This is a genomic window from Roseomonas sp. GC11, assembly GCF_024437745.1.
GTDB lineage: Bacteria > Pseudomonadota > Alphaproteobacteria > Acetobacterales > Acetobacteraceae > Pseudoroseomonas.
On the sequence record NZ_JANFNY010000029.1, the window covers coordinates 1 to 19,415 of the forward strand.

Consider the following 19,415-nt stretch of genomic DNA (forward strand, 5'->3'; position numbering starts at 1 on the left):
GCGCAGCACATTGGCCGGCGGGGCGGGGGCCGGCGGGGCTGAGGGCGCCGGCGCCGCGCCGCCCGGGGGAACGGGCGGCTGCAGGGTGCCCGCGCCCCCGCCCAGGCTGGACTGCGCCAGTGCGGGCGTGACCGAGAGGAACAGCAGCAGGGAGGAAGCTAGTCGGAGCCGGGCCATGGCGTGATCACCACCGCATTGCGGGCCGCTGGTCAAGCGGCCTGCCGCATCGCAACAGCGGTTACAGGGAGAGCATCTGCCCCGCGCCCACGCCCGAGAGGAAGGTGACAACCCCCGTCACCTCCACGCCGGGGGCGAGCGGGGCCTCGTGCAGGGCCTCGGCGCGCAGCCCGGCCTCGCAGACGAGGCGGCGGACGCCGAGATCCTGCGCCGCGTCGAGCAGCGGGGCGATGCCCACCACGCCGCGCCGGGCCAGCACCGCCTCCCGCTCATCCGCCAGCAGCGGGGTACGGCGGAGGAAGAGGTGGCACCCCCCATTGGTGGCGAAGAGGAGGACCGGCCGGCCGATGGCGGCGGCACCGGTGGCGAGCATCAGCGCGTAATGCGCCGCCTCATGCCCGCCAGAGCGCAGCAGGATGCCGAGCGGCGCGCTCATGCCCCTTCCCCCACCGCGCAGAGCGCCGGGGTCGGCGCCACGGCATGGCAGGAGAGATCGCGGATGCGCGGCGCATCGCCGCAGAGGGCGCATTCCGGGTCCCGCCGCAGGGCCACGGTGCGGAAGCGGGCGTCCAGCGCGTCCCACAGCAGCAGCCGCCCGGCCATGCCCTCGCCGATGCCGAGGATTTCTTTCAGGACCTCCGTGGCCTGGAGGGTGCCCATGACGCCGGTGACGGCGCCGAGCACCCCGGCCTCGGAGCAGCTGGGCACCAGGCCGGGCGGTGGCGGCTCCGGGTGCAGGCAGCGCTGGCAGGGGAAGGCGTGGCCGAGATGGGACTTGTAGGTGGAAAGCTGCCCCTCGAAGCGCAGCACGGCGGCGGAGACAAGGGTACGCCCCAGCAGGTGGCAGGCATCGCCGAGCAGGAAGCGGGTGGCGAAATTGTCCGTCCCGTCGCAGATGATGTCATAGCGCGGGATCAGTGCCTGCGCCGCCGCGGCGTCCAGGCGCCGGGCATGGACCTCCACCGCGACCTCGGGGTTGAGGCGGCGGATGGTCTCGGCCGCGCTTTCGGCCTTGTTCTGCCCGAGGCGGCTGGTGTCGTGCGCCACCTGCCGCTGGAGGTTGGAAAGCTCCAGCCGATCATCATCGACCAGCCCGATGGTCCCGATTCCGGCCGCCGCGAGGTAGAGCGCCAGGGGCGAGCCGAGCCCGCCGGCCCCGACGACCAGCACGCGGGCGGCCCGCAGCTTCGCCTGCCCGACGGCCCCCACTTCCTGCAACAGGATGTGGCGCGAGTAGCGGTGCAGTTCCGAATCGGTGAAGTCGAGATTCATGCCGGCCATATGGTGTGCGTGCCTGCCTGACTGAAGGCGGGGTCCCCAAGGGAAGATTTGGGGTGGCCCTGCCACCCCGGCGGAGGGGTCTGGGGAGGCGGCGCCTCCCCAGTTTTCTTTCAGTTTTTTCTGGGGAGGCGGAGCCTCCCCAGGATCAATGGCCGGTGCTGCCGAAGCCGCCCGCGCCCCGGTGGGTCTGCGGCAGGCTGTCCACCTCTTCCCACCCCGCGCGCGTCACCGGTGCGAGCACGCCCTGGGCGATGCGCATGCCGCGCTCGACGGTGAAGGCGGTATCGCCGGTGTTGAGGATGATGACCTGCACCTCCCCCCGGTAATCCTCGTCGATGGTGCCGGGGCTGTTGGGCAGGATGATGCCGTGCTTGAGGGCGAGGCCGGAGCGCGGCCGGACCTGAAGCTCATGCCCGGCGGGCAGGGCCATTTCCAGCCCGGTGGGCACCAGGGCGCGCTGCCCCGGGGCGATCACCAGCGGGGTGGTGACGGCGGCGAGCAGGTCGAACCCCGCCGCTCCTTCGGTGGCGTAGCTGGGCAGGGGCAGGCCCTCGGCGTGGGGCAGGCGGCGGACGGCGATTTTCATGCGGTGAGGAACCCGGCGATACGGGCGGCGAGGCGCGTGGCCACCTCCTGCTTCGGCAGGCGGGGCCAGTCCTCGACGCCGGAGGCGGTGACGATGTGGACGGTGTTGTCCTCCCCCCCCATCACGTCGCCGGAGACGTCATTGGCCACGATCCAGTCGCAGCCCTTGCGCTGGCGCTTGGCGGTGGCGTTGGCGATGACGTTCTCCGTCTCCGCGGCGAAGCCGATGACGAGGGCCGGGCGCCGGGCGTGGCGGGAGAGGGTGGCGAGGATGTCCGGGTTGAGCGCCAGGGCCAGAGGCGGCGGCGCCTCGCCCGGAATCTTTTTTAGTTTCTGCGTGGCCTCGCCGGCGCTGCGCCAGTCGGCCACGGCGGCGGCGCAGATGGCGGCCTCGGCGGGCAGGGCGGCCTCGCAGGCGGCGAGCATCTCGCGCGCGCTTTCCACCTTCACGGTGGTGACGCCGGGCGGGTCCGGCAGGGCGACGGGGCCGGAGACGAGCGTCACCCGCGCGCCGAGGGCGGCGAGGGCGGCGGCGATGGCGTGGCCCTGCTTGCCGCTGCTGCGGTTGGCGATGTAGCGCACCGGGTCGATCGGCTCATGCGTCGGCCCGCTGGTGACGAGGAGGTGGCGCCCGGCCAGGGGCCGTGCCTCTGGCTCTCTTCCCGCCGCCAGCAGCCCGGCGATGGCGGCGAAGATCTCGGCCGGCTCGGCGAGGCGGCCCGGGCCGCTCTCGGCCTCGGCCATGGCGCCGTCATTGGGGCCGGTGACATGGACGCCGCGCGCGGTGAGGCTGGCCATGTTGGCGCGCGTCGCCGGGTGCGCCCACATCGCCCAGTTCATCGCCGGGGCGACGAGGATGGGGCGGTTGGTGGCCAGCAGCACGGTGCTGGCGAGGTCGTCGGCCAGGCCATGCGCCATCTTGGCCAGGAAGTCCGCCGAGGCCGGCACCACCGCCACGAGATCCGCCATGCGGGCGAGGCGGATATGGCCGACATCCGCCTCCCCCTGGAGGGACCAGAGATCCTGGTGCACCGGCTCCCCGGCGATGGCCTGGAGAACGTGGGGGGTGACGAAGCGGGCGCCGCCGGCCGTCAGCACCGGCGTCACCCGCGCCCCGGCCTTGCGCAGCAGCCGCACCAGCTCCAGCGCCTTGTAGGCGGAGACGCTGCCGGAGACGACCAGCAGCACATGCTTCCCGGCCGGCATGGCGGGCTAGAGCTTCCAGCCGGTGTGGATGGCGACGATGCCGCCGGAGAGGTTGCGGTACCCCACGCGCTCGAACCCCGCCGCCTCGAACATGGCGGCCAGGGTCGGCTGGTCCGGGAACATGCGGATGCTCTCGGCGAGATACTGGTAGCTCTCCGCGTCCTGGGCGATCTTCGCGCCGATGGCGGGCAGGGCCTTGAAGGACCACGCGTCATAGAGCGGGCGCAGGGCGTCGATCTCCAGGCGGGAGAATTCGAGCACATGCATCCGCCCGCCCGGGCGCAGCACGCGGAAGCCCTCGCGCAGCACGGCGTCCTTGTCGGTGCAGTTGCGCAGGCCGAAGGCCATCGAGACCTTCTCGACGCTGGCCGCGGGCAGGGGGATTTTCTCGGCGTCGCAGCAGACGAAGGAGAGGCCGCTGGCCAGCCCCTTCTGCAGCGCGCGGTTCTGGCCGACATTCAGCATGGCGGCGTTGATATCGGCCAGGATGACCCGCCCCGCGCCGCGCTTCTTCGCCAGGAAGGCGACATCGCCGGTGCCGGCCGCGAGGTCCAGCAGCGTGTCGCGCGGGCCGGCGCCGATGGCGGCGACGAAGGCATGCTTCCAGGCCCGGTGCATGCCCAGCGACATCAGGTCGTTCATCACGTCGTATTTCGGCGCGACGCTGTCGAAGACCTCCCGCACCATGGAGGCCTTTTCCTCGCGGGGAACCTGGCGGAAGCCGAAATCGGTGGTCTGGGTCATGCGCGCCAGGATAGCGCGCTGGCGGCCTTCGGGAAGTGGGGGGCGGGAAGAGGGGGGCGGGACGTGGCGCGGGGATGGCCGCGTTGCGATGGGCGCGGGGCGGCGCGCGGCCCTGCGCCGCCTCCGGCCTGCCCTTTTCCCGCCATGCTGGCCCGGGAAGCTTGAGCCCGGCCAGAAAGGAGAATCCTGCCATGCGACTCCGGACACGATGCGCGGCGCTGGCCGCCATCGCCCTGCTGGCGGGATGCCAGACCGGCGGAGTGGCCCCGGGTGGCGCGCTGCCGATCGCGGCGGCGGCGATGCCCGGGGCGGCGCCGCCGCTGGAGAACCCGGCGCGCTTCGCCAATGCCGCGCCGAATGGCTGGGTGGAAACCGCCACGCAGCCCTTCGCCACCCTCTCCCTGGCGCAGGACACGGCCTCCTACACCTATGCCCGGCGCATCATCGCGGAGGGGCGGCTGCCCGGCGCCGCCGCCATCCGGCCGGAGGAATTCCTCAACGCCTTCGACTATGGCTACCCGGCGCCGGCGCCGGGGCAGGTCTTTGGCCGCTTTGTCGCCGTCTATCCCTCGCCCTGGGCGCCGGGGCGGCAGATCGTGCAGATCGGCCTGCGCAGCCCGGATGCCCCGCCCCGGCGGGAGCGGCCGCGGCTGAACCTCGTCTTCCTGATCGACGTCTCCGGCTCGATGGCGGGGAAGGACCGGCTGGAGCTGCTGCGCCAGGGGCTGCTGCTGATGCTGCCGCAGCTCACCGCGGCGGACCGTGTCTCCCTCGTCACCTATGCCGATGGCTCCAGCACGCTGCTGGAAGGCGTGCCCGGCGACCAGCAGGAGGACATCCGCCGCGCGCTGGAAGGGCTGCGGGCGAGTGGCGGCACCGCCGGCGGTGCGGGGCTGCGCACCGCCTATGCCCTGGCGGAGAAGCAGCGTGACCCGGAGGCGGTCAACCGCATCCTCCTGGCCACCGATGGCGATTTCAACCTGGGCCCCTCCAGCCCGCAGGAGCTGGAGCAGCTGATCACCACGCAGCGGCGGGCCGGGCTCTACCTGACCGCCATCGGCGTCGGGATGAACAATCTGAACGACCGCACGCTGCACACCCTGGCGCGCGCCGGCAATGGCACCGCCATCCACGCCGCGACGCTCGAGGATCTGCGGCGCGGCCTGGTGGAGGATCTCTCCGGCAATATCCTGCCCGCCGCCGATGACGTGAAGCTGCAGGTGGAGTTCAACCCGGCCCGTGTCGCGCAGTACCGGCTGATCGGCTTCGAGACGCGGCAGCTGCGCCGCGAGGACCTGCTGAACGACCGGGTGGATGCGGGCGAGGTCGGCACGGGCCGCAGCATCACGGCGTTGTTCGAGATCGCCGAGGCGGGCAGCCCGGCGCAGCCGGTGCCGCCGCGCCGCTATGGCACCGCCGCGCCGGCAGGCGGCCCGGCGGCGGAATTCGGCTTCCTGCGCGTGGCCTATAAGCAGCCGGGGCAGGCGCGCAGCCAGCATCTCGACCGCCCGATCACCCCGGCGGACCGGGTGGAGCGGCTGGACGCGGCGCCGGAAGCCGCGCGGCTGGCCGCCGCCATCGCCGGCTTCGCCGAGCGGCTGCGGCTTTCGGACCAGATCGGCGGCTGGAGTTTCGCGGATTCGCTGGCCCTGGCGGAAGGCGCGCGCGGCGCCGACCGCGATGGCCGCCGGGCGGAGCTGATCGCCACGCTGAAAATGGCCGCGGCCCTGGAGGCGGCGGGGCGCTGAGGGGGCTTTGCCCCCTCAACCCCCAGCAGGGGGCAGGGCCCCCTGCACCCGCCATCAGGGGGAACCAGCAAATGGGTTTCCAAAGGCCTCAGGCCTTTGGTGGGGAGAGTTTGAGAGGGGCGAAGCCCCTCTCAAGAGCATGAGCCCAGCTTTCAGCGCCGCAGCACCTCGCGCAGGCGCAGCGCGCCGAGGGCCTGGGCCAGCCCGAAATAGGTGGCGAGGCCAAGCATGACCAGCGCGCCCAGCTCCAGCCAGCGCCACAGGCCGGTGGCGGGCGGCAGGGCGGCCGAGGCGGCGCCCACCACGCCGGCCATCACCACCGAGGCCAGCAGCAGCCGCCAGAGGTTGCGGCGCAGCCGGCGGTCCGCCACCCATTGCCCGCGCCGCGCCAGGATGGCGCAGAGCAGCCCGGTGTTCACCCAGGCCGCCAGCGCCGTGGCCAGGGCGATGCCGACATGCGCCACCACATGGATCAGCGTCAGGCTGACCGAGAGGTTCACCACCACCACCACGAGGCCGATTTTCACCGGCGTCGCCGTGTCGCCCCGGGCGAAGAAGCCGGGGGCGAAGGCCTTCACCAGCACGAAGGCCGGCAGGCCGCAGGCATAGGCCATCAGCGCCTGCGCCGTGGCCTGGGCCGCCGCCTCCGTCATCGCGCCGCGCTGGTAGAGGGTGAGGATGATGGGCTCGGCCAGCACCACCAGCGCCGCCGCCGCCGGCAGGGTGAGGGCGAGGGACATTTCGACCGCCCGGTTCATGCTGCGGTGGGCGGAGAGCGGCCGGCCCGCGCGCAATTGCCGCGAGAGCAGCGGCAGCAGCGCCGTGCCCACCGCCGCCCCCACCACGCCAAGCGGCAGCTGCGCCACGCGGTCGGCATAGTTCAGCATGGAGACCGCCCCGGCCGGCAGCAGCGAGGCGATGAAGATATCGATGGCGAGGCTGAGCTGGGTGATGCTGGCGCCCACCAGCCCGGGCAGCATGGTGCGCACCACCTGCTTCGTCTCCGGCGTGACGCGCGGCCAGGAGAGCAGGCGGAAGCCCAGGCCCGCCTTGTGGCAGGCCACCACCACCAGCACGAGCTGCGCCACGCCCGAGGCCATGGTGCCCCAGGCCAGGGCATGCGCCGGGGTGGCGACGAAGGGCGTCAGCCCGAACAGCGCGGCGATGGCCAGCAGGTTGAACAGCAGCGGCGCCCCCGCCGCCATGGCGAAGCGGTCCACCGCGTTCAGCACGCCGCTCACCAGCGCCGTCAGGCAGATGAACAGCAGATAGGGGAAGGTGATGCGCGACAGCTCCACCACCAGGTCGAAGCGCAGCGGCTCATCCGCGAGGCCGGGGGTGAGGACGCGCATGATCTGCGGCATGAACACCATGCCCAGCCCGACCAGCAGGCCGAGCCAGAGCGTCATCAGGGTGGACATGCGCTCGGCCAGCTCGCGCGCGCGCTTCGGCCCCTCCAGCGTCAGCATGCCGGTGAAGGCGGGGACGAAGGCGGCGTTGAAGGCACCCTCGCCGAAGAGGCGGCGGAACAGGTTGGGCAGGCGCAGCGCGATGAAGAAGGCATCGCCGAGCGGGCCGGCGCCAAGCGCGGCCGCGATCAGCATGTCGCGCAGGAAGCCGAGGATGCGGCTGGCGAAGGTCCAGCCGCCGATGGTCAGGACATGGCGGAACAAGGCGGCCCCCCGGAGACGTCGGAGCGGAAGGGCGCGGCGGGCGCGGGAGGGCGGCCCCCGCGCCCGACGGAGTCAGGCAGCGTAACTCAGGCGGGGCGCCTCAGGCGTTGGCGACCTGCGCCTGGCCTTCCGCGCCCTGGCCGCGGCGGGACTGCCACAGGGCGACGAAGTCGATCGGCGTCAGCATCACCGGCGGGAAGCCGCCATCGCGCGTCACATCGGCCAGGATGTTGCGGGCGAAGGGGAAGAGCAGGCGCGGGCACTCGACCAGCAGGATCGGCTCCAGCAGGTTCGGCTCGACGTTGACGGTGAAGATGCCGCAATAGACCAGCTCGGCGATGAAGGCGGTCTGCGTGCCGCCATTCGGGGCCGGGGCCTGGGCATCGGCGCGGATCTGCAGCGCCACCTCGAAGACATTGCCGCCCTGCTGCAGCGGCCGCGCCTGCACGTCCAGCGCCAGATCGATGCGCGGCTGCTCGCGCAGCGTGGCGAAGATCTCCGGCGCGCCCGGCACCTCGAAGGACAGGTCCTTGGTGTACTGGACGTTCAGCAGCAGCGGTCCCTGCGGCGCGGCGCCATTGACCTGCGGCGGGAGAGTGGCGTTGGAGTCGGACATGCTGGCCCCTGGGATGGCGGTTCCGGTTCCGCGCGGGGTAGCACGCCGGAGGCCGCCTGTCACAGTGGGGTAGAGAGAAGATGGTTTAGTAAAATAGAAAGGGTTCTTTTTTGAAAAAAAGAACCAAAAAACTTTTTTCAGTGCAGCGTCCCGCTGTGACGGGAAACGGCGGCAGCCTGAAAGAAATCAATGCTTCCAGGAAATCTCCGCCGGCTCCGGCGCGGTGGGGTCGCAGCGCAGCCACTGGCCGTTCATCACGGATTGCCCGGTCATCGCCAGGATGAAGCCCCAGTGGGAGACAACCACCGTGTGCTCCCAATCCGCCAGAGCCGACATCTCGGCGCGGAAGAGGCGGGCGCGGGCGGAAACCTGCTCGGCCGGTTCCTCCATGGCGGGCCACCAGACCTCGTCGATGTGGTTGAAATCGAGGGCCGGCCAGTCCAGCGCCAGGGCGGTGCGGGGGGAGCCGATATCGCAGGCGAAGGCATAGCGCTCCCGCACCAGGGGCTGCACCAGCACCGGCAGGCCGAGGCGGCGGGCCAGGGGGGCGGCGGTTTCCAGCGCGCGGGTATAGGGGCTGGCGATGATGCGGCGCACCTCCTGGGCGGCCGGGATGGCCTCCGCCGCCGCCTCCGCCTGCTGGTGGCCGAGGGGGGTGAGCTTCGGGTCCTTGATCCCCGGATCCCGCCGTGTGGCGGTGAAGTGGAGGTTGAACTCGCTCTGTCCGTGACGCAGCAGGATCATTCCGCAACTCCGAGAGGCGCCGCCGGGCCGTAGCGCCGCGCCGAATTCCCTGCAAGACAGTCAATCCGGCACCGCGGGGGCGTTGCGGCGGGGGCCCCCGCCTCCTAAGTGTGTCACATGAGGAGAATGCAATGTCCGGCGGCTTTCCGCTCGAACTGATCCTGCTTGCCATGGTGGCGGCTTTCCTGGTGCTGCGGCTGCGCAGCGTGCTGGGCCGCCGCGAGGGCTTCGAGCGGCCGCCGCAGGAGCGCGCGGCCCCGGGCCAGCCGCGCCCGGTGGGCGTGCCGGCGGCGGAGGCCCCGGTGGCCCCGCACCAGCCCGTGCCCGGCGCGCCGCGCCTGGTGGTGCCCGATGGCCGGACGCCCGCCGGCCAGGGGCTGGCGCGCATCCGCGCCGCCGAAGCCGGCTTCGACCCCTATACCTTCCTGGGGGGGGCGGAGGGCGCCTTCCGCATGATCGTCACCGCCTTCGCGGCCGGCGACCGGGGGACGCTGCGCAGCCTGCTCTCCGACGACACCTATGCCGGGTTCGAGCAGGCCATCGTGGCGCGTGAGGCCGCGGGGGAGCGGCAGCGCACCGAGCTCCACGGCGTGCACGAAATGGCGGTGGAAGCCGCCGACCTGCGCGGCACCGTGGCGGAGATCACGCTGCGCATCGTCTCCGACCAGGTGAATGTCACCACCGCCGCCAATGGCGAGATCGTCCACGGCACCGAGGCGGTGACGGAACTGACCGACCTGTGGAGCTTCCAGCGCGACCTGCGCAGCACGGACCCGACCTGGAAGCTGGTCGGCACGCAATCCGCCTGAGGCGGATGCGCGGGACGCGTCCTCCCCGCCGGGCGTGGCTTTGGGCCGGGGGCCGTCAGGCCCCCGGTTTTTTCATGCCCTCCCTCCTTGCCGTGGCCATGGCGCTGCTGCTGGCCGGCTGCGCCCCGGAGCCGCGCGGATTGCCCGGCTGGGGGGAGGACCGGCTCTCCGAGGCCATCCCGCCCTTTCTCGCCGGCTGCCGCCGCCCCGAGGCGGCCCTGCCCGAGGCCCTCTGTGCCGAGGCCGCCGCCCTGCCGCCCGGCGATGACGCCGCCGCCCGCGCCTTCTTCGGCAACCGCTTCACCCCCCGCCGCGCCGGGGAAGGGTTGATGACCGGCTATTACGAGCCGGAACTGCGCGGCCGCCTCACCCCGCCCGGCACGCCGCTGCTGGGCCGCCCGGAGGATCTGGTGGAGGTGGACCTTTCCCGTTTCTCGCCCGATCTGCGCGGGCGCCGCGTGGCGGGGCGGGTGGTGGAGGGGCGGCTGGAACCCTACCCGGACCGTGCCGCCATCGAGGCCGGGGCCAGCCCCGCTCCCATCCTCCTCTGGGCCGAGGATGCGGCGGAGGCTTTCTTCCTGCAGATCCAGGGCTCGGGCCGGGTTGTGCTGCCGGATGGCTCTGTCCGCCGGCTGGGCTATGCCGCGGCGAATGGCCGGGCCTATGTGCCGATTGGCCGCCTGCTGGCCGAGCGGGGCGAGATTCCGCGCGAGCAGGTTTCGATGCCCAGCATCCTGTCCTGGCTGCGCACCGCCGGTCCGGACCGCGCCCGTGCCCTGATGCAGGAGAACCCCTCCTACGTCTTTTTCCGCGAGCGGCAGGCGGCGGCGTCGGAGGGGCCGGTCGGTTCCCTGGGCGTGCCGCTGACGCCGCTGCGCTCGCTGGCGGTGGACCGGGCGCATATCCCGCTGGGCCTGCCGGTCTGGATCGAGACGCGCCATCCGGTGACGGGCGCGCCGCTGCGCCGGCTGATGATCGCGCAGGACACGGGCGGCGCCATCAAGGGTGAGGCGCGGGCGGATTTCTTCTGGGGCTGGGGCGCGGAGGCCCGCCAGGCCGCCGGCGTGATGAAGGAGCCGGCAACCCTGACCGTCCTTTCCGCCACCCCCTAAACTGTCAAAAAGTTTTTTGGTTCTTTTTTCCAAAAAAGAACCCTTCCTGAAACCCTACCGCCCTTCCTGCTCCCGCAGGATTTTCAGCATGGTCCGCAGGCTGTCCGCCGGCAGGGCGCGGATGCGCGTGGCCAGGAGGTTGGCCAGTTCCGTGGCTTCGGGCGAGAGGCCGGAGGTATCGATGGTGACGCGCGGGTGGGAGAGGCGGGCGAGGCGGGCGAGGTCTTCGGCGTCATCCCAGATCAGGCCGAAGAACTCGTTCACCTGATGGACGAGGCCGGGGGAGGGCCGCCCGCGCCGCCCGTGTTCCAGCGCCGAGAGATAGGCGGCGGAGACGTGCATGGCCTCCGCCAGTTCGGTGAGGGTGACGCCATGCGCGTCGCGCAGGGCGCGGAGGCGGGCGCCGAAGGGTGTCATCGCGGTGCGCGGCGGCGGCGCAGCAGCAGGTGGACCGCCCCCTGGTTGGGCGCCGGGTGGGCGGCGCCGAGCAGCAGGGGCCGCAGGTCGGGCGCATTCAGCCAGTGCGGCAATTCGCGCTTCAGCACGCCGCCATCGGGCGCCGGGCCCTTGCCGGTGACGATGGCGACGCAGCGCAGCCCCTCGGCATGGGCGCTGTGGAGGAAGGCGCGCACGGCGGCCCAGGCGTCCTGGGCGCGGCGGCCATGCAGGTCCAGCGTGCGCTCGGGGCGGGTGCGGCCGCGGCGCAGATCCTTCCAGCGGCTGTGGTCCAGCCCGCCGGGCTGGGCGCCGACATGCAGGGTGGGGTGGCCGGGTTTGGCCTGCGGCTTCGCGGCGGCGGGAGGCGCCGGCGCGGCGGCAGGGGGCGGCGGCTCGGCCAGGGCCGGGGCGGCGGTGGGCGGCAGGGGGGGGAGGGCGTGGCCCGGCAGGGGTTTGACCGTCTCGGCATAGGCGCGCCACAGGGCACGCTCTTCCGGGGTGAGGCTTCGGGCGCGGCGACGCATCGCATTCCTGTCGGGGTTCGGGCACCAGGGGGCCTTGCCCCCTGGAACCCCCAGCAGGACCCTGAGGGTCCTGCACCTCCCATTAGTGAATCGCGGGGGGAAGGTCCAGGAAACTCAGTTTCCTGGCGGGGTGGGCGGGGGAGGGGCGGCGCCCCTCCCGCTCAACTTTCGGCGGGGGTGCCGAGGGCGTCGAGCAGCGCGGCGCGCAGGGCGGAGAGCTTGCGCTCATTCTCCACCTTCAGCCCGAAGACGTCCTTCACATAGAAGACGTCCACCGCCCGCACGCCATAGGTGGTGATGTGGGCGGAGGCGATCTGGAGCCCCTGGGCGGAGATGGCGGCGGTGACGTCGTGCAGCAGGCCGGGCCGGTCGCGCCCGTTCAGCTCGATGACGGTGTGGGTGTTGCTGGCGAAATTGTCGATCACCACGCGGCCCGGCACCTGCACGGCGCGCAGCCGCGCCGGCTCGCGCCGCACCTTGCGGATTTCCTGCACCAGGTTGAGCCGGCCGGACAGCGCCTGCTCGATCAGCACCGAGAGCTTGGCGAGGCGGTGGGAGGCATCGAAGGCGCCGCCCCCATTGGAGGACTGTGCGTCCTGCACCCAGAAGGTGTCCAGCGCCATGCCGTTGGTCATGGTGTGGATGCGGGCATCGACGATGGTGGCGCCCGCCACGGCCAGGGCGCCGGCGATGCGGCTGAACAGGCCGGGATGGTCGGAGCAGTAGACGGTGACCTCCGTCACCGCCCGCGCCTCCAGCACGCGGGTGGAGACGGAGAGCGGCGCGCCACTGGCCTCCGCCTCGCGGATCATGGCGGCGTGGCGGGCATGGCTCTCCGGGTCGAAGGAGAGCCAGTAGCCGGGGTAGCCGAGGCTGAGGAAGCGCTCGGCGAGGTCCTTCGGGTGGTCGCCCAGCATGGCGGCGGCGGCCTGCTTGGCGCGCGCCACGCGGACATCGCGCTCCGGCACGGAGAGGCCGCCGGCCAGCACCTCGGCCACGCGCCAGTAGAGTTCGCGCAGCAGGGTGGCCTTCCAGCCATTCCACACCTTGGGCCCGACGGCGCGCATATCGGCGACGGTGAGCACCAGCAGCAGGCGCAGCCGCTCGGGGGACTGCACCACCTCGGCGATGTCGAGGATGGTCTTGGGATCGTCGATATCGCGCTTGAAGGCGGTCTGGCTGACGAGGAGGTGGTTGAGCACCAGCCAGGAGACGGTTTCCGTCTCCTCCGGCGTCAGGCCGAGGCGGGGGCAGACCTCGAGGGCGATGCCGGCGCCGAGTTCGGAATGGTCGCCGCCGCGGCCCTTGGCGATGTCGTGCAGCAGCAGGGCGACGAAGAGGGCGCGGCGGGACTGCACCTGGCCCACCAGCTCGCTCGCCACCGGCGCGGCCTCGGCCAGCTCGCCGGCCTCCAGCTGGTTGAGCACGGCGATCGCCTCGATCGTGTGCTCCTCCACGGTGAAGACGTGGTAGGTGTCGAACTGCATCAGCCCGACGATGCGCGCCCAGTCCGGGATGAAGCGGGAGAGGAAGCCGACCTCGTTCAGCACGCGGATCCAGCGCGCGGAATCGCGGCCGGAGAGCAGGTCGAGGAAGAGGTCATTGGCCTCCGCATCGCCGCGCAGGGCGATGGCGCGCGGGGCGCTGCGGATCAGCGCGCGGTGGGCGAGCGGGTGGATCTCCATGCCCCGGTCGCGCGCGGCGCGGACGAGGCGGAGCATGATGGCCGGGTCATCCTCCAGCGCGCGGTCCGGGGCGAAGAGCAGCTTGCCATCGGCCACGGCGACGCCGGCGGCGACCAGGGCGGCATCGGCCGGGCGGCTGACGGCCGGCAGGCCCATGGTGGCGCGCTCGATCGCCGGTTCCAGCAGGCGGGAGAGGCGGACCACGTCGCGCGCCGTCAGGAAGAGGTGCTTCATGAAGCGCTCCACCCCGTCCTGCTTGCCGTGCCGGGTATAGCCCATGCGGGCGCCGACGACGGGCTGGAGGTCGAAGGTCAGGCGCTCCTCGGCGCGGCCGGTGACGTAGTGGAGGTGGAAGCGCACCGTCCACAGGAAGTCCCAGGCGCGCTTGAAGGCGCGGGCCTCGCGGGCGGTGAGCAGGCCGCCGCCGGGGCTGCCCGGCCCCACCAGCTCCGGCATGCGCTTCACGCCGAAGGCGTAGCGGGCCAGCCAGTACATGGTCTGGATGTCGCGCAGGCCGCCGCGGCCTTCCTTCAGGTGGGGTTCCACCAGATAGGGGCTGTCGCCATAGCGGCGGTGGCGGGCGGTGCGCTCGGCGCGCTTGGCGGCGAGGAACTGGCCGATGCCCCAATCCTGCCGGGCGGCAGAGAATTCGGCATCGAAACGTTCGAAGAGCCTGGCCTCACCGGCCAGGAAGCGGGCATCGAGCAGGGCGGTCTGGATGGTGGCGTCGCTGCGCGCATCCTCCAGGCATTCGCGCAGGGTGCGGGTGGCGTGGCCGACCTTCAGGCCGAGATCCCACAGCAGGTAGAGCATGAACTCCACCGCCCGCCGCCCGCGCGGGCCGAGGGGGCGCTCGGAGAGGAAGAGGAGGTCGATATCGGAGAAGGGGGCCAGCACGCCGCGCCCGTAGCCGCCGGTGGCGGCGAGGACGAAGGGCGGCTCGGAGGTGCTGGCGAAGGGGTTGGCGCCCGGCTCCGCCTGCTCCGGCGCCACCTGGGCCAGGGTATAGGCGTGGATGGCGAAGATCAGCCCGTCCGTCAGCTCGCCCAGCATGCGCGCGGCGGTGAGGCCGGAGAGGGCATGCGCCTCGAAGGCTTCCTGCACGCGGTTCTGGATGCGCCCCAGTTGCCGCCGCAGCAGCAGCAGCGCCTGGTCCCGCGCCACCGGCTGCCCGGGGCGGGGGACGAGGTCGAGCACGACATCGGGCAACGGCCGCAGCGCCCCGGCCGGCAGGGAGGCGGGGGCAAAGGCGTCAGGCAACTCGCCGGAGCTTCTCATTCGACGGATGTTACCCCTCTCCGCGCCGGGGCAACAGCTTCGTGAGCCGTTTTGTGTGGTTCGTTGCTGCCTTGCAGCAATTTTAGCCGGTAGAGCGCCTCCAGCGCCTCGCGCGGGGAGAGGCTGTCGGGGTCGATCGCCGCCAGGGCGTCGCGCAGCGGGTCCTGATCGACCGGCGGTTGCGGCGCTGTGGACGAATCCGGGGGGGTGCTGCCCAAGGTGCTGCCCAAGGTGTTGCCCCCTGGGCTGCCCAGGGGGCCGCCGAAGAGGGGCAGTTCCTCCGCCATCGGCTCCAGGCCGCGGGCGCGGGCCTCCAGCGTGGCCAGCACGGCGCCGGCGCGGGTGGTGACGGCGCGCGGCACCCCGGCCAGCCGCGCCACATGCAGGCCCCAGGACTTCTCCGCCGCCCCCGGCCCGACCGTGTGCTGGAACACCACCTCGCCCCGGTGCTCGCGCACCTTCATGGTGGCGAGCTGGAGTTCCGGCAGCTTGCCGGCGAGCGCCGTCAGCTCGTGGAAATGGGTGGCGAAGACGGCGCGGCAGCGGATGCGGTCATGCAGCGCCTCCAGCACCGCCCAGGCGATGGCCAGGCCATCCCAGGTGGCGGTGCCGCGCCCCACCTCGTCCAGCACCACGAGGGAGCGCGGCGTGGCCTGGTTGAGGATGGCGGCCGTCTCGGTCATTTCCACCATGAAGGTGGAGCGGCCGCCGGCGATGTCGTCCGCCGCGCCGACGCGGGAGAAGAGCCGGTCCACGAGGCCGAGCCGCGCCTGCCGCGCCGGCACGAAGAGCCCGGCCTGGGCCAGCACCACCATCAGCGCGTTCTGCCGCAGGAAGGTGGATTTGCCGGCCATGTTCGGCCCCGTCAGCAGGCAGAGGCGCTGGCCGGGGGAGAGGTCGGCGTCATTGGGGACGAAGGCGGGGCCGCGGTTGCGGGCCAGGGCGGCCTCCACCACCGGGTGGCGGCCCTGGCGGATGCGGAAATCCGGCCGCTCCACCAGCTCCGGCCGGCACCAGCCGCCGCCGGTGGCCAGCTCGGCCGCCGCCGCGTGGATGTCGATCTCGGCCATGGCCATGGCCGCCGCGTCCACCGCCCGCGCGGCGGCGAGGCAGAGGCCGCGCAGGTGGCGCACCACCATCGCCTCGCGCTTCGCCGCCTGCTCGCCGGCGGCGGAGAGGCGGCGGTCCAGCTCGGCCAGGGCGGTGCAGGTGAAGCGGTGGGCATTGGCCATGGTCTGGCGGTGGATCGGCGCCTGGGGGCCGCCCTCCAGATGGCCGGGCTTCTCGCGCAGCAGCTTCTCGCCGGCGGCGGCGGGCATCTCGGCCAGGTAGCCGAATTGCTGGTGGTGGCGGATCTTCAGGCTGGCCACGCCCCAGGCCTGGGCCAGTTCCACCTGCATGGCGGCGATGGCGCCGCGCGCGTCGTCGCGCAGGCGCTTCAGCGCGTCCAGCTCCCCGTCATAGCCGGGGGCGACGATGTTGCCATCCTCCAGCCGGGCGGGCAGGGCCTCGTTCAGCGCGCGCTCCAGCTCGGCGCGCGGCGAGGCGGCGGGGACCAGCGCCTCGCGCGCCTCGTCGAGCAGGGCAGGGAGGGGCAGGGCGGCAGAGAGCGCCTCGGCCATCGCCTCGGCGCGCGTCAGCCCCTCGCGCAGGGCGGCGAGGTCGCGCGGGGCGAAGCGGTCCAGCGCCAGCCGGGCGAGGGCGCGGGCCATGTCCGGCGCGCCCTTCAGCGCGCCGCGCAGCAGGGCGCGCAGGGCCGGGGCCTCCAGCAGGAAGGCCACCGCGTCATGCCGCGCGCCGATCGCCATGGCATCGGTGAGCGGCGCGCCGAGGCGCAGCGCCAGTTCGCGGCAGCCCGCCGCCGTCAGCGTGCGGTCCACGGCGGTGAGCAGGCAGTTGCGCGTGTCGCCGCGCTCGCTGCGCAGGATTTCCAGGCTGCGGCGGGTGGCCGCGTCCATGCGCAGCACCTCCCGTCCACCCTGCGGCTCGGGCGGGCGCAGGCGCGGGGCGGCCTCGCCCTGGGTGGCGCGCACATAGTCGAGGGCGAGGCCCGCCGCCGCCAGCTCCGCCCCCGTGAAGCTGCCGAAGCCATCCACCCCGGCGACGCCGTAGAACTCGGCCAGCCGCCGCGCCGGGTCGCGCGGGGCGTCGCGCTCCACCAGCTTCTCCCGCGCCGGGATCAGGGCGGGGTGGGCCAGCAGCGCCGGGGGGATGAGGATTTCCGCCGGGTCCAGCCGCGCCAGAAGGCCGGCGATCTCGGCCTCCGGCAGCGTCTCGGTGGCGAAGGCGCCGGTGGAGAGGTCGAGCCAGGCGGCGCCCAGCTCCCCCTCGGCGCGGGCGAGGGCCAGCAGCCAGGCCGGGCGGGCGCCTTCCAGCAGCGCGTCCTCGGTCAGCGTGCCGGGGGTGACGAGGCGCACCACCTCGCGCCGGATGGTGGGGGCGCGGCGGGCCTTGGCTTGTTCCGGCGTCTCCCGCTGGTCGCAGAGGGCGACGCGGAAGCCGGCGCGGATCAGCCGCGCCAGATAGTTCTCCACCGCGTGCACCGGCACGCCCGCCATCGGCACCGGCTGGCCCTGGTGCTCGCCGCGATGGGCGACGGCGAGGCCCAGCACCTCGCCCGCGCGGGTGGCGTCGTCGAAGAACAGCTCGAAGAAGTCGCCCATGCGGAAGAAGACCAGGGCGTCCGGATGCGCCTGCTTGGCGGTGAACCATTGGGCCAGGGCCGGGGTGGCGCCTTCGGCGGAGGGCAGGGCGGGGCGGGTCATCCGGCGGTTCCTAGAGCATGAAGGCCGGGGATGGGAACAGGCCCTTTCCCTGGGCCCTTATCCCTGGGCCCTTCCCCCCGCCCGCCCGCGCGGCTTGGCAGAGGGGGGCGGCTGGCGCAGTCTGCTGCCATAACGAAACAGGGAGACTTCGACCATGATGCTGCATCGCCGCGGCCTGCTGCGGGGCATGGGGGGCGCGGCCGCCCTGCTCTCCGCCCCTCTCGCCGCCCCCGCCCTGGCGCAGAACAGCCGCGCCACCACGCTGCGCTTCGTGCCGCAGGCCAATCTCAGCGCGCTGGACCCGATCTGGACCACCGCCACCGTCACCACCAATCACGGCTTCTATGTCTTCGACACGCTCTATGGCGTGGATGCCCAGGGCCAGCCGCAGCCGCAGATGGTGGAGGGGCATGAGCTCGCGGAGAATGGCCTGCTCTGGCGCTTCCGCCTGCGCGAGGGGCTGAAGTTCCATGATGGCAGCCCGGTGCGTGGCGTCGATGTCATCGCCAGCCTGAAGCGCTGGGCGGCGCGCGACCCCTTTGGCCAGCTGGTGGCCAGGGCTGTGGTGGAATGGCAGGCGCCGGAGGATCGCAGCTTCGCCCTGCGCCTCGCCCGGCCCTTCCCGCTGATGCTGGACGCGCTGGCCAAGCCGGACTCGCTCGTGGCCTTCATCATGCCGGAGCGGCTGGCCGCCACCGACCCGACCAAGGCGCTGACGGAGATGGTGGGCTCCGGCCCCTACCGCTTCCTCGCCGCCGAGTTCAATTCCGGCTCGCGCGCCGTCTATGAGAAGTTCGACGGCTATGTGCCGCGCGCCGAGGCGCCGGAGAACTCGGCGGGCGGCAAGGTGGCGAAGTTCCGCCGCATCGAGTGGCACATCATCCCCGACCCGGCCACCGCCGCCGCCGCGCTGGTGAATGGCGAGGTGGACTGGTGGGAGCGCCCGCATGCCGACCTCCAGCCCCTGCTGGCGCGCAGCCGCGACATCCAGCGCGTGGTGCAGGACACCTCCGGCCGCCTCGCCCTGATGCGGCTGAACTGCCTGCATCCGCCCTTCAACGACCCGCGCGTGCGCCGCGCCATCCGCCTGGCCGTCAACCAGGAAGACTATATGCGCGCCACCCAGGGCGACGACGCCACCGCCTGGAACGACACGCGCAGCCTCTTCCCGCGCCGCACGCCCTTCTTCCAGGACCACAAGGACCTGATGCCGGCCAGCCTCGACGCCGCGAAGCAGGCGCTGAAGGAGTCCGGCTATGCCGGGCAGAAGGTCGTCATCATCAACCCGACCGACTTCCCGGATATCGGCCCGCTCGGGCAGGTTTCGGCCGACCTGCTGCGCCGCATCGGCTTCAACGTCGATCTGGCGGAGAGCGACTGGGGCACGGTGATCCAGCGCCGCAACTCGCGTGAGCCGGTGGAGAAGGGCGGCTGGAGCATGTTCCACACCACCGGCCCCGCCAGTTTCTACGGCAACCCCGCCATGTCCTCGCTGACGCGCGGCCAGGGCGAGGCCGGCTGGTTCGGCTGGTGGAAGAGCGACCGGGCGGAGGAGCTGGTGGATCGCTGGATCTACTCCACCGACCCGGCCGAGCAGCGAAAGCTGGCGCATGAGCTTGGCCGGCTGGCGCTGGACGAGGCGGGGACGGTGCCGCTCGGCCAGTTCACCATCCGCACGGCGCTGCGCCGCGATCTCTCCGGCCTGCTGACCGGCGCCGCCCCCTACCCCTGGAACCTCTCCCGTTAATTTTTCAGGCTGCCGCTGTCGGGTGGGGAGGCGGGACGCTGCACTCGGCTGGATTGGCCCCTATGAGGGGGGGATGCGGTGGCGGCCCTGGGTAGCTGATAGAAAAAAGAAGGGGGTCCGGGGGAATTCATTCCCCCGGCCTTTTCTTTTTTCATGACCCTTTCCCTGGATATCCGGGTGATTTCTGTAACGTTTCGCCTTCGTCGGTCTCTTCGCGCCTGCGAGATTGCCCGCTTTCGCCTGAGGCGCGAGAACGACATAAAGGGGGACTCAGAACGGGAGC

16 protein-coding genes are annotated in these 19,415 nt (G+C 72.5%); 4 read left to right on the plus strand and 12 right to left on the minus strand.

Annotated elements, in window-relative coordinates; genetic code table 11:
- Positions 1–238 precede the first annotated feature (238 nt).
- The 5 genes from NON00_RS10975 to NON00_RS10995 form a co-directional block, all read right to left on the minus strand.
- Positions 239–613 (minus strand): DsrE family protein, encoded by a 375-nt coding sequence (locus NON00_RS10975; protein WP_256020653.1) that lies wholly within the window; start codon positions 611–613, stop codon positions 239–241.
- Positions 610–1,458, minus strand: a complete 849-nt coding sequence (locus tag NON00_RS10980) for a HesA/MoeB/ThiF family protein (RefSeq protein WP_256020655.1) — start codon at positions 1,456–1,458, stop codon at positions 610–612. Before NON00_RS10980 ends, NON00_RS10975 begins: the two co-directional genes overlap by 4 nt.
- A 145-nt stretch (positions 1,459–1,603) precedes the next feature.
- Complete coding sequence (gene dut, locus NON00_RS10985; protein WP_256020657.1) at positions 1,604–2,044, minus strand: dUTP diphosphatase; 441 nt, start codon at positions 2,042–2,044, stop codon at positions 1,604–1,606.
- Complete coding sequence (coaBC, locus tag NON00_RS10990) at positions 2,041–3,249, minus strand: bifunctional phosphopantothenoylcysteine decarboxylase/phosphopantothenate--cysteine ligase CoaBC (protein ID WP_256020660.1); 1,209 nt, start codon at positions 3,247–3,249, stop codon at positions 2,041–2,043. Before coaBC ends, dut begins: the two co-directional genes overlap by 4 nt.
- Positions 3,250–3,255: 6 nt before the next feature.
- Positions 3,256–3,993, minus strand: coding sequence for a class I SAM-dependent methyltransferase (locus NON00_RS10995; RefSeq protein ID WP_256020662.1), 738 nt, complete (start codon positions 3,991–3,993; stop codon positions 3,256–3,258).
- 191 nt (positions 3,994–4,184) lie between these two features.
- Between NON00_RS10995 and NON00_RS11000 the strand changes: the two genes are divergently transcribed.
- Positions 4,185–5,741: a von Willebrand factor type A domain-containing protein gene (locus tag NON00_RS11000; RefSeq protein ID WP_256020665.1), complete on the plus strand. Its 1,557-nt coding sequence runs from the start codon at positions 4,185–4,187 to the stop codon at positions 5,739–5,741.
- A 152-nt stretch (positions 5,742–5,893) separates the two neighbouring features.
- Here the strand turns inward: NON00_RS11000 and murJ are convergent, their stop codons facing one another.
- The 3 genes from murJ to NON00_RS11015 all read right to left on the minus strand — a co-directional run bounded on the left by murJ (position 5,894) and on the right by NON00_RS11015 (position 8,774).
- Positions 5,894–7,414 (minus strand): murein biosynthesis integral membrane protein MurJ, encoded by a 1,521-nt coding sequence (gene murJ, locus NON00_RS11005; protein ID WP_256020667.1) that lies wholly within the window; start codon positions 7,412–7,414, stop codon positions 5,894–5,896.
- 100 nt (positions 7,415–7,514) lie between these two features.
- Entirely contained in the window at positions 7,515–8,030 is a 516-nt protein-coding gene (gene secB / locus NON00_RS11010; RefSeq protein WP_256020670.1) for a protein-export chaperone SecB, read from the minus strand.
- A 186-nt stretch (positions 8,031–8,216) separates the two neighbouring features.
- The gene (locus tag NON00_RS11015) at positions 8,217–8,774 is read right to left on the minus strand and encodes a histidine phosphatase family protein (protein WP_256020674.1); all 558 of its coding nucleotides are present in this window, start codon (positions 8,772–8,774) and stop codon (positions 8,217–8,219) included.
- Positions 8,775–8,905: 131 nt separating this feature from the next.
- Here NON00_RS11015 and NON00_RS11020 point away from each other — a divergent pair, with 131 nt between their 5' ends.
- Both NON00_RS11020 and NON00_RS11025 read left to right on the plus strand, forming a co-directional pair.
- Positions 8,906–9,583 carry a Tim44/TimA family putative adaptor protein gene (locus NON00_RS11020; RefSeq protein WP_256020677.1) on the plus strand — a complete coding sequence of 226 codons (678 nt, stop codon included), beginning with the start codon at positions 8,906–8,908 and terminating at the stop codon, positions 9,581–9,583.
- Positions 9,584–9,657: 74 nt separating this feature from the next.
- Positions 9,658–10,695, plus strand: a complete 1,038-nt coding sequence (locus tag NON00_RS11025; RefSeq protein ID WP_256020679.1) for a murein transglycosylase A — start codon at positions 9,658–9,660, stop codon at positions 10,693–10,695.
- Positions 10,696–10,749: 54 nt separating this feature from the next.
- On the opposite strand, the gene NON00_RS11030 is transcribed toward NON00_RS11025, so the two are convergent.
- The 4 genes from NON00_RS11030 to mutS all read right to left on the minus strand — a co-directional run bounded on the left by NON00_RS11030 (position 10,750) and on the right by mutS (position 17,385).
- Entirely contained in the window at positions 10,750–11,112 is a 363-nt protein-coding gene (locus tag NON00_RS11030) for a helix-turn-helix domain-containing protein (protein ID WP_256020682.1), read from the minus strand.
- Entirely contained in the window at positions 11,109–11,657 is a 549-nt protein-coding gene (locus tag NON00_RS11035; protein WP_256020686.1) for a Smr/MutS family protein, read from the minus strand. Before NON00_RS11035 ends, NON00_RS11030 begins: the two co-directional genes overlap by 4 nt.
- 161 nt (positions 11,658–11,818) lie before the next feature.
- Complete coding sequence (locus tag NON00_RS11040) at positions 11,819–14,620, minus strand: [protein-PII] uridylyltransferase (RefSeq protein ID WP_256020689.1); 2,802 nt, start codon at positions 14,618–14,620, stop codon at positions 11,819–11,821.
- A complete protein-coding gene (gene mutS / locus NON00_RS11045; RefSeq protein WP_256020692.1) occupies positions 14,617–17,385 on the minus strand; it encodes a DNA mismatch repair protein MutS in 2,769 nt (922 codons plus the stop codon). Before mutS ends, NON00_RS11040 begins: the two co-directional genes overlap by 4 nt.
- Positions 17,386–17,542: 157 nt before the next feature.
- On the opposite strand from mutS, the gene NON00_RS11050 reads away from it, so the two are divergent.
- Positions 17,543–19,132 carry an ABC transporter substrate-binding protein gene (locus NON00_RS11050; protein ID WP_256020765.1) on the plus strand — a complete coding sequence of 530 codons (1,590 nt, stop codon included), beginning with the start codon at positions 17,543–17,545 and terminating at the stop codon, positions 19,130–19,132.
- The last annotated feature ends 283 nt before the right edge of the window (positions 19,133–19,415 follow it).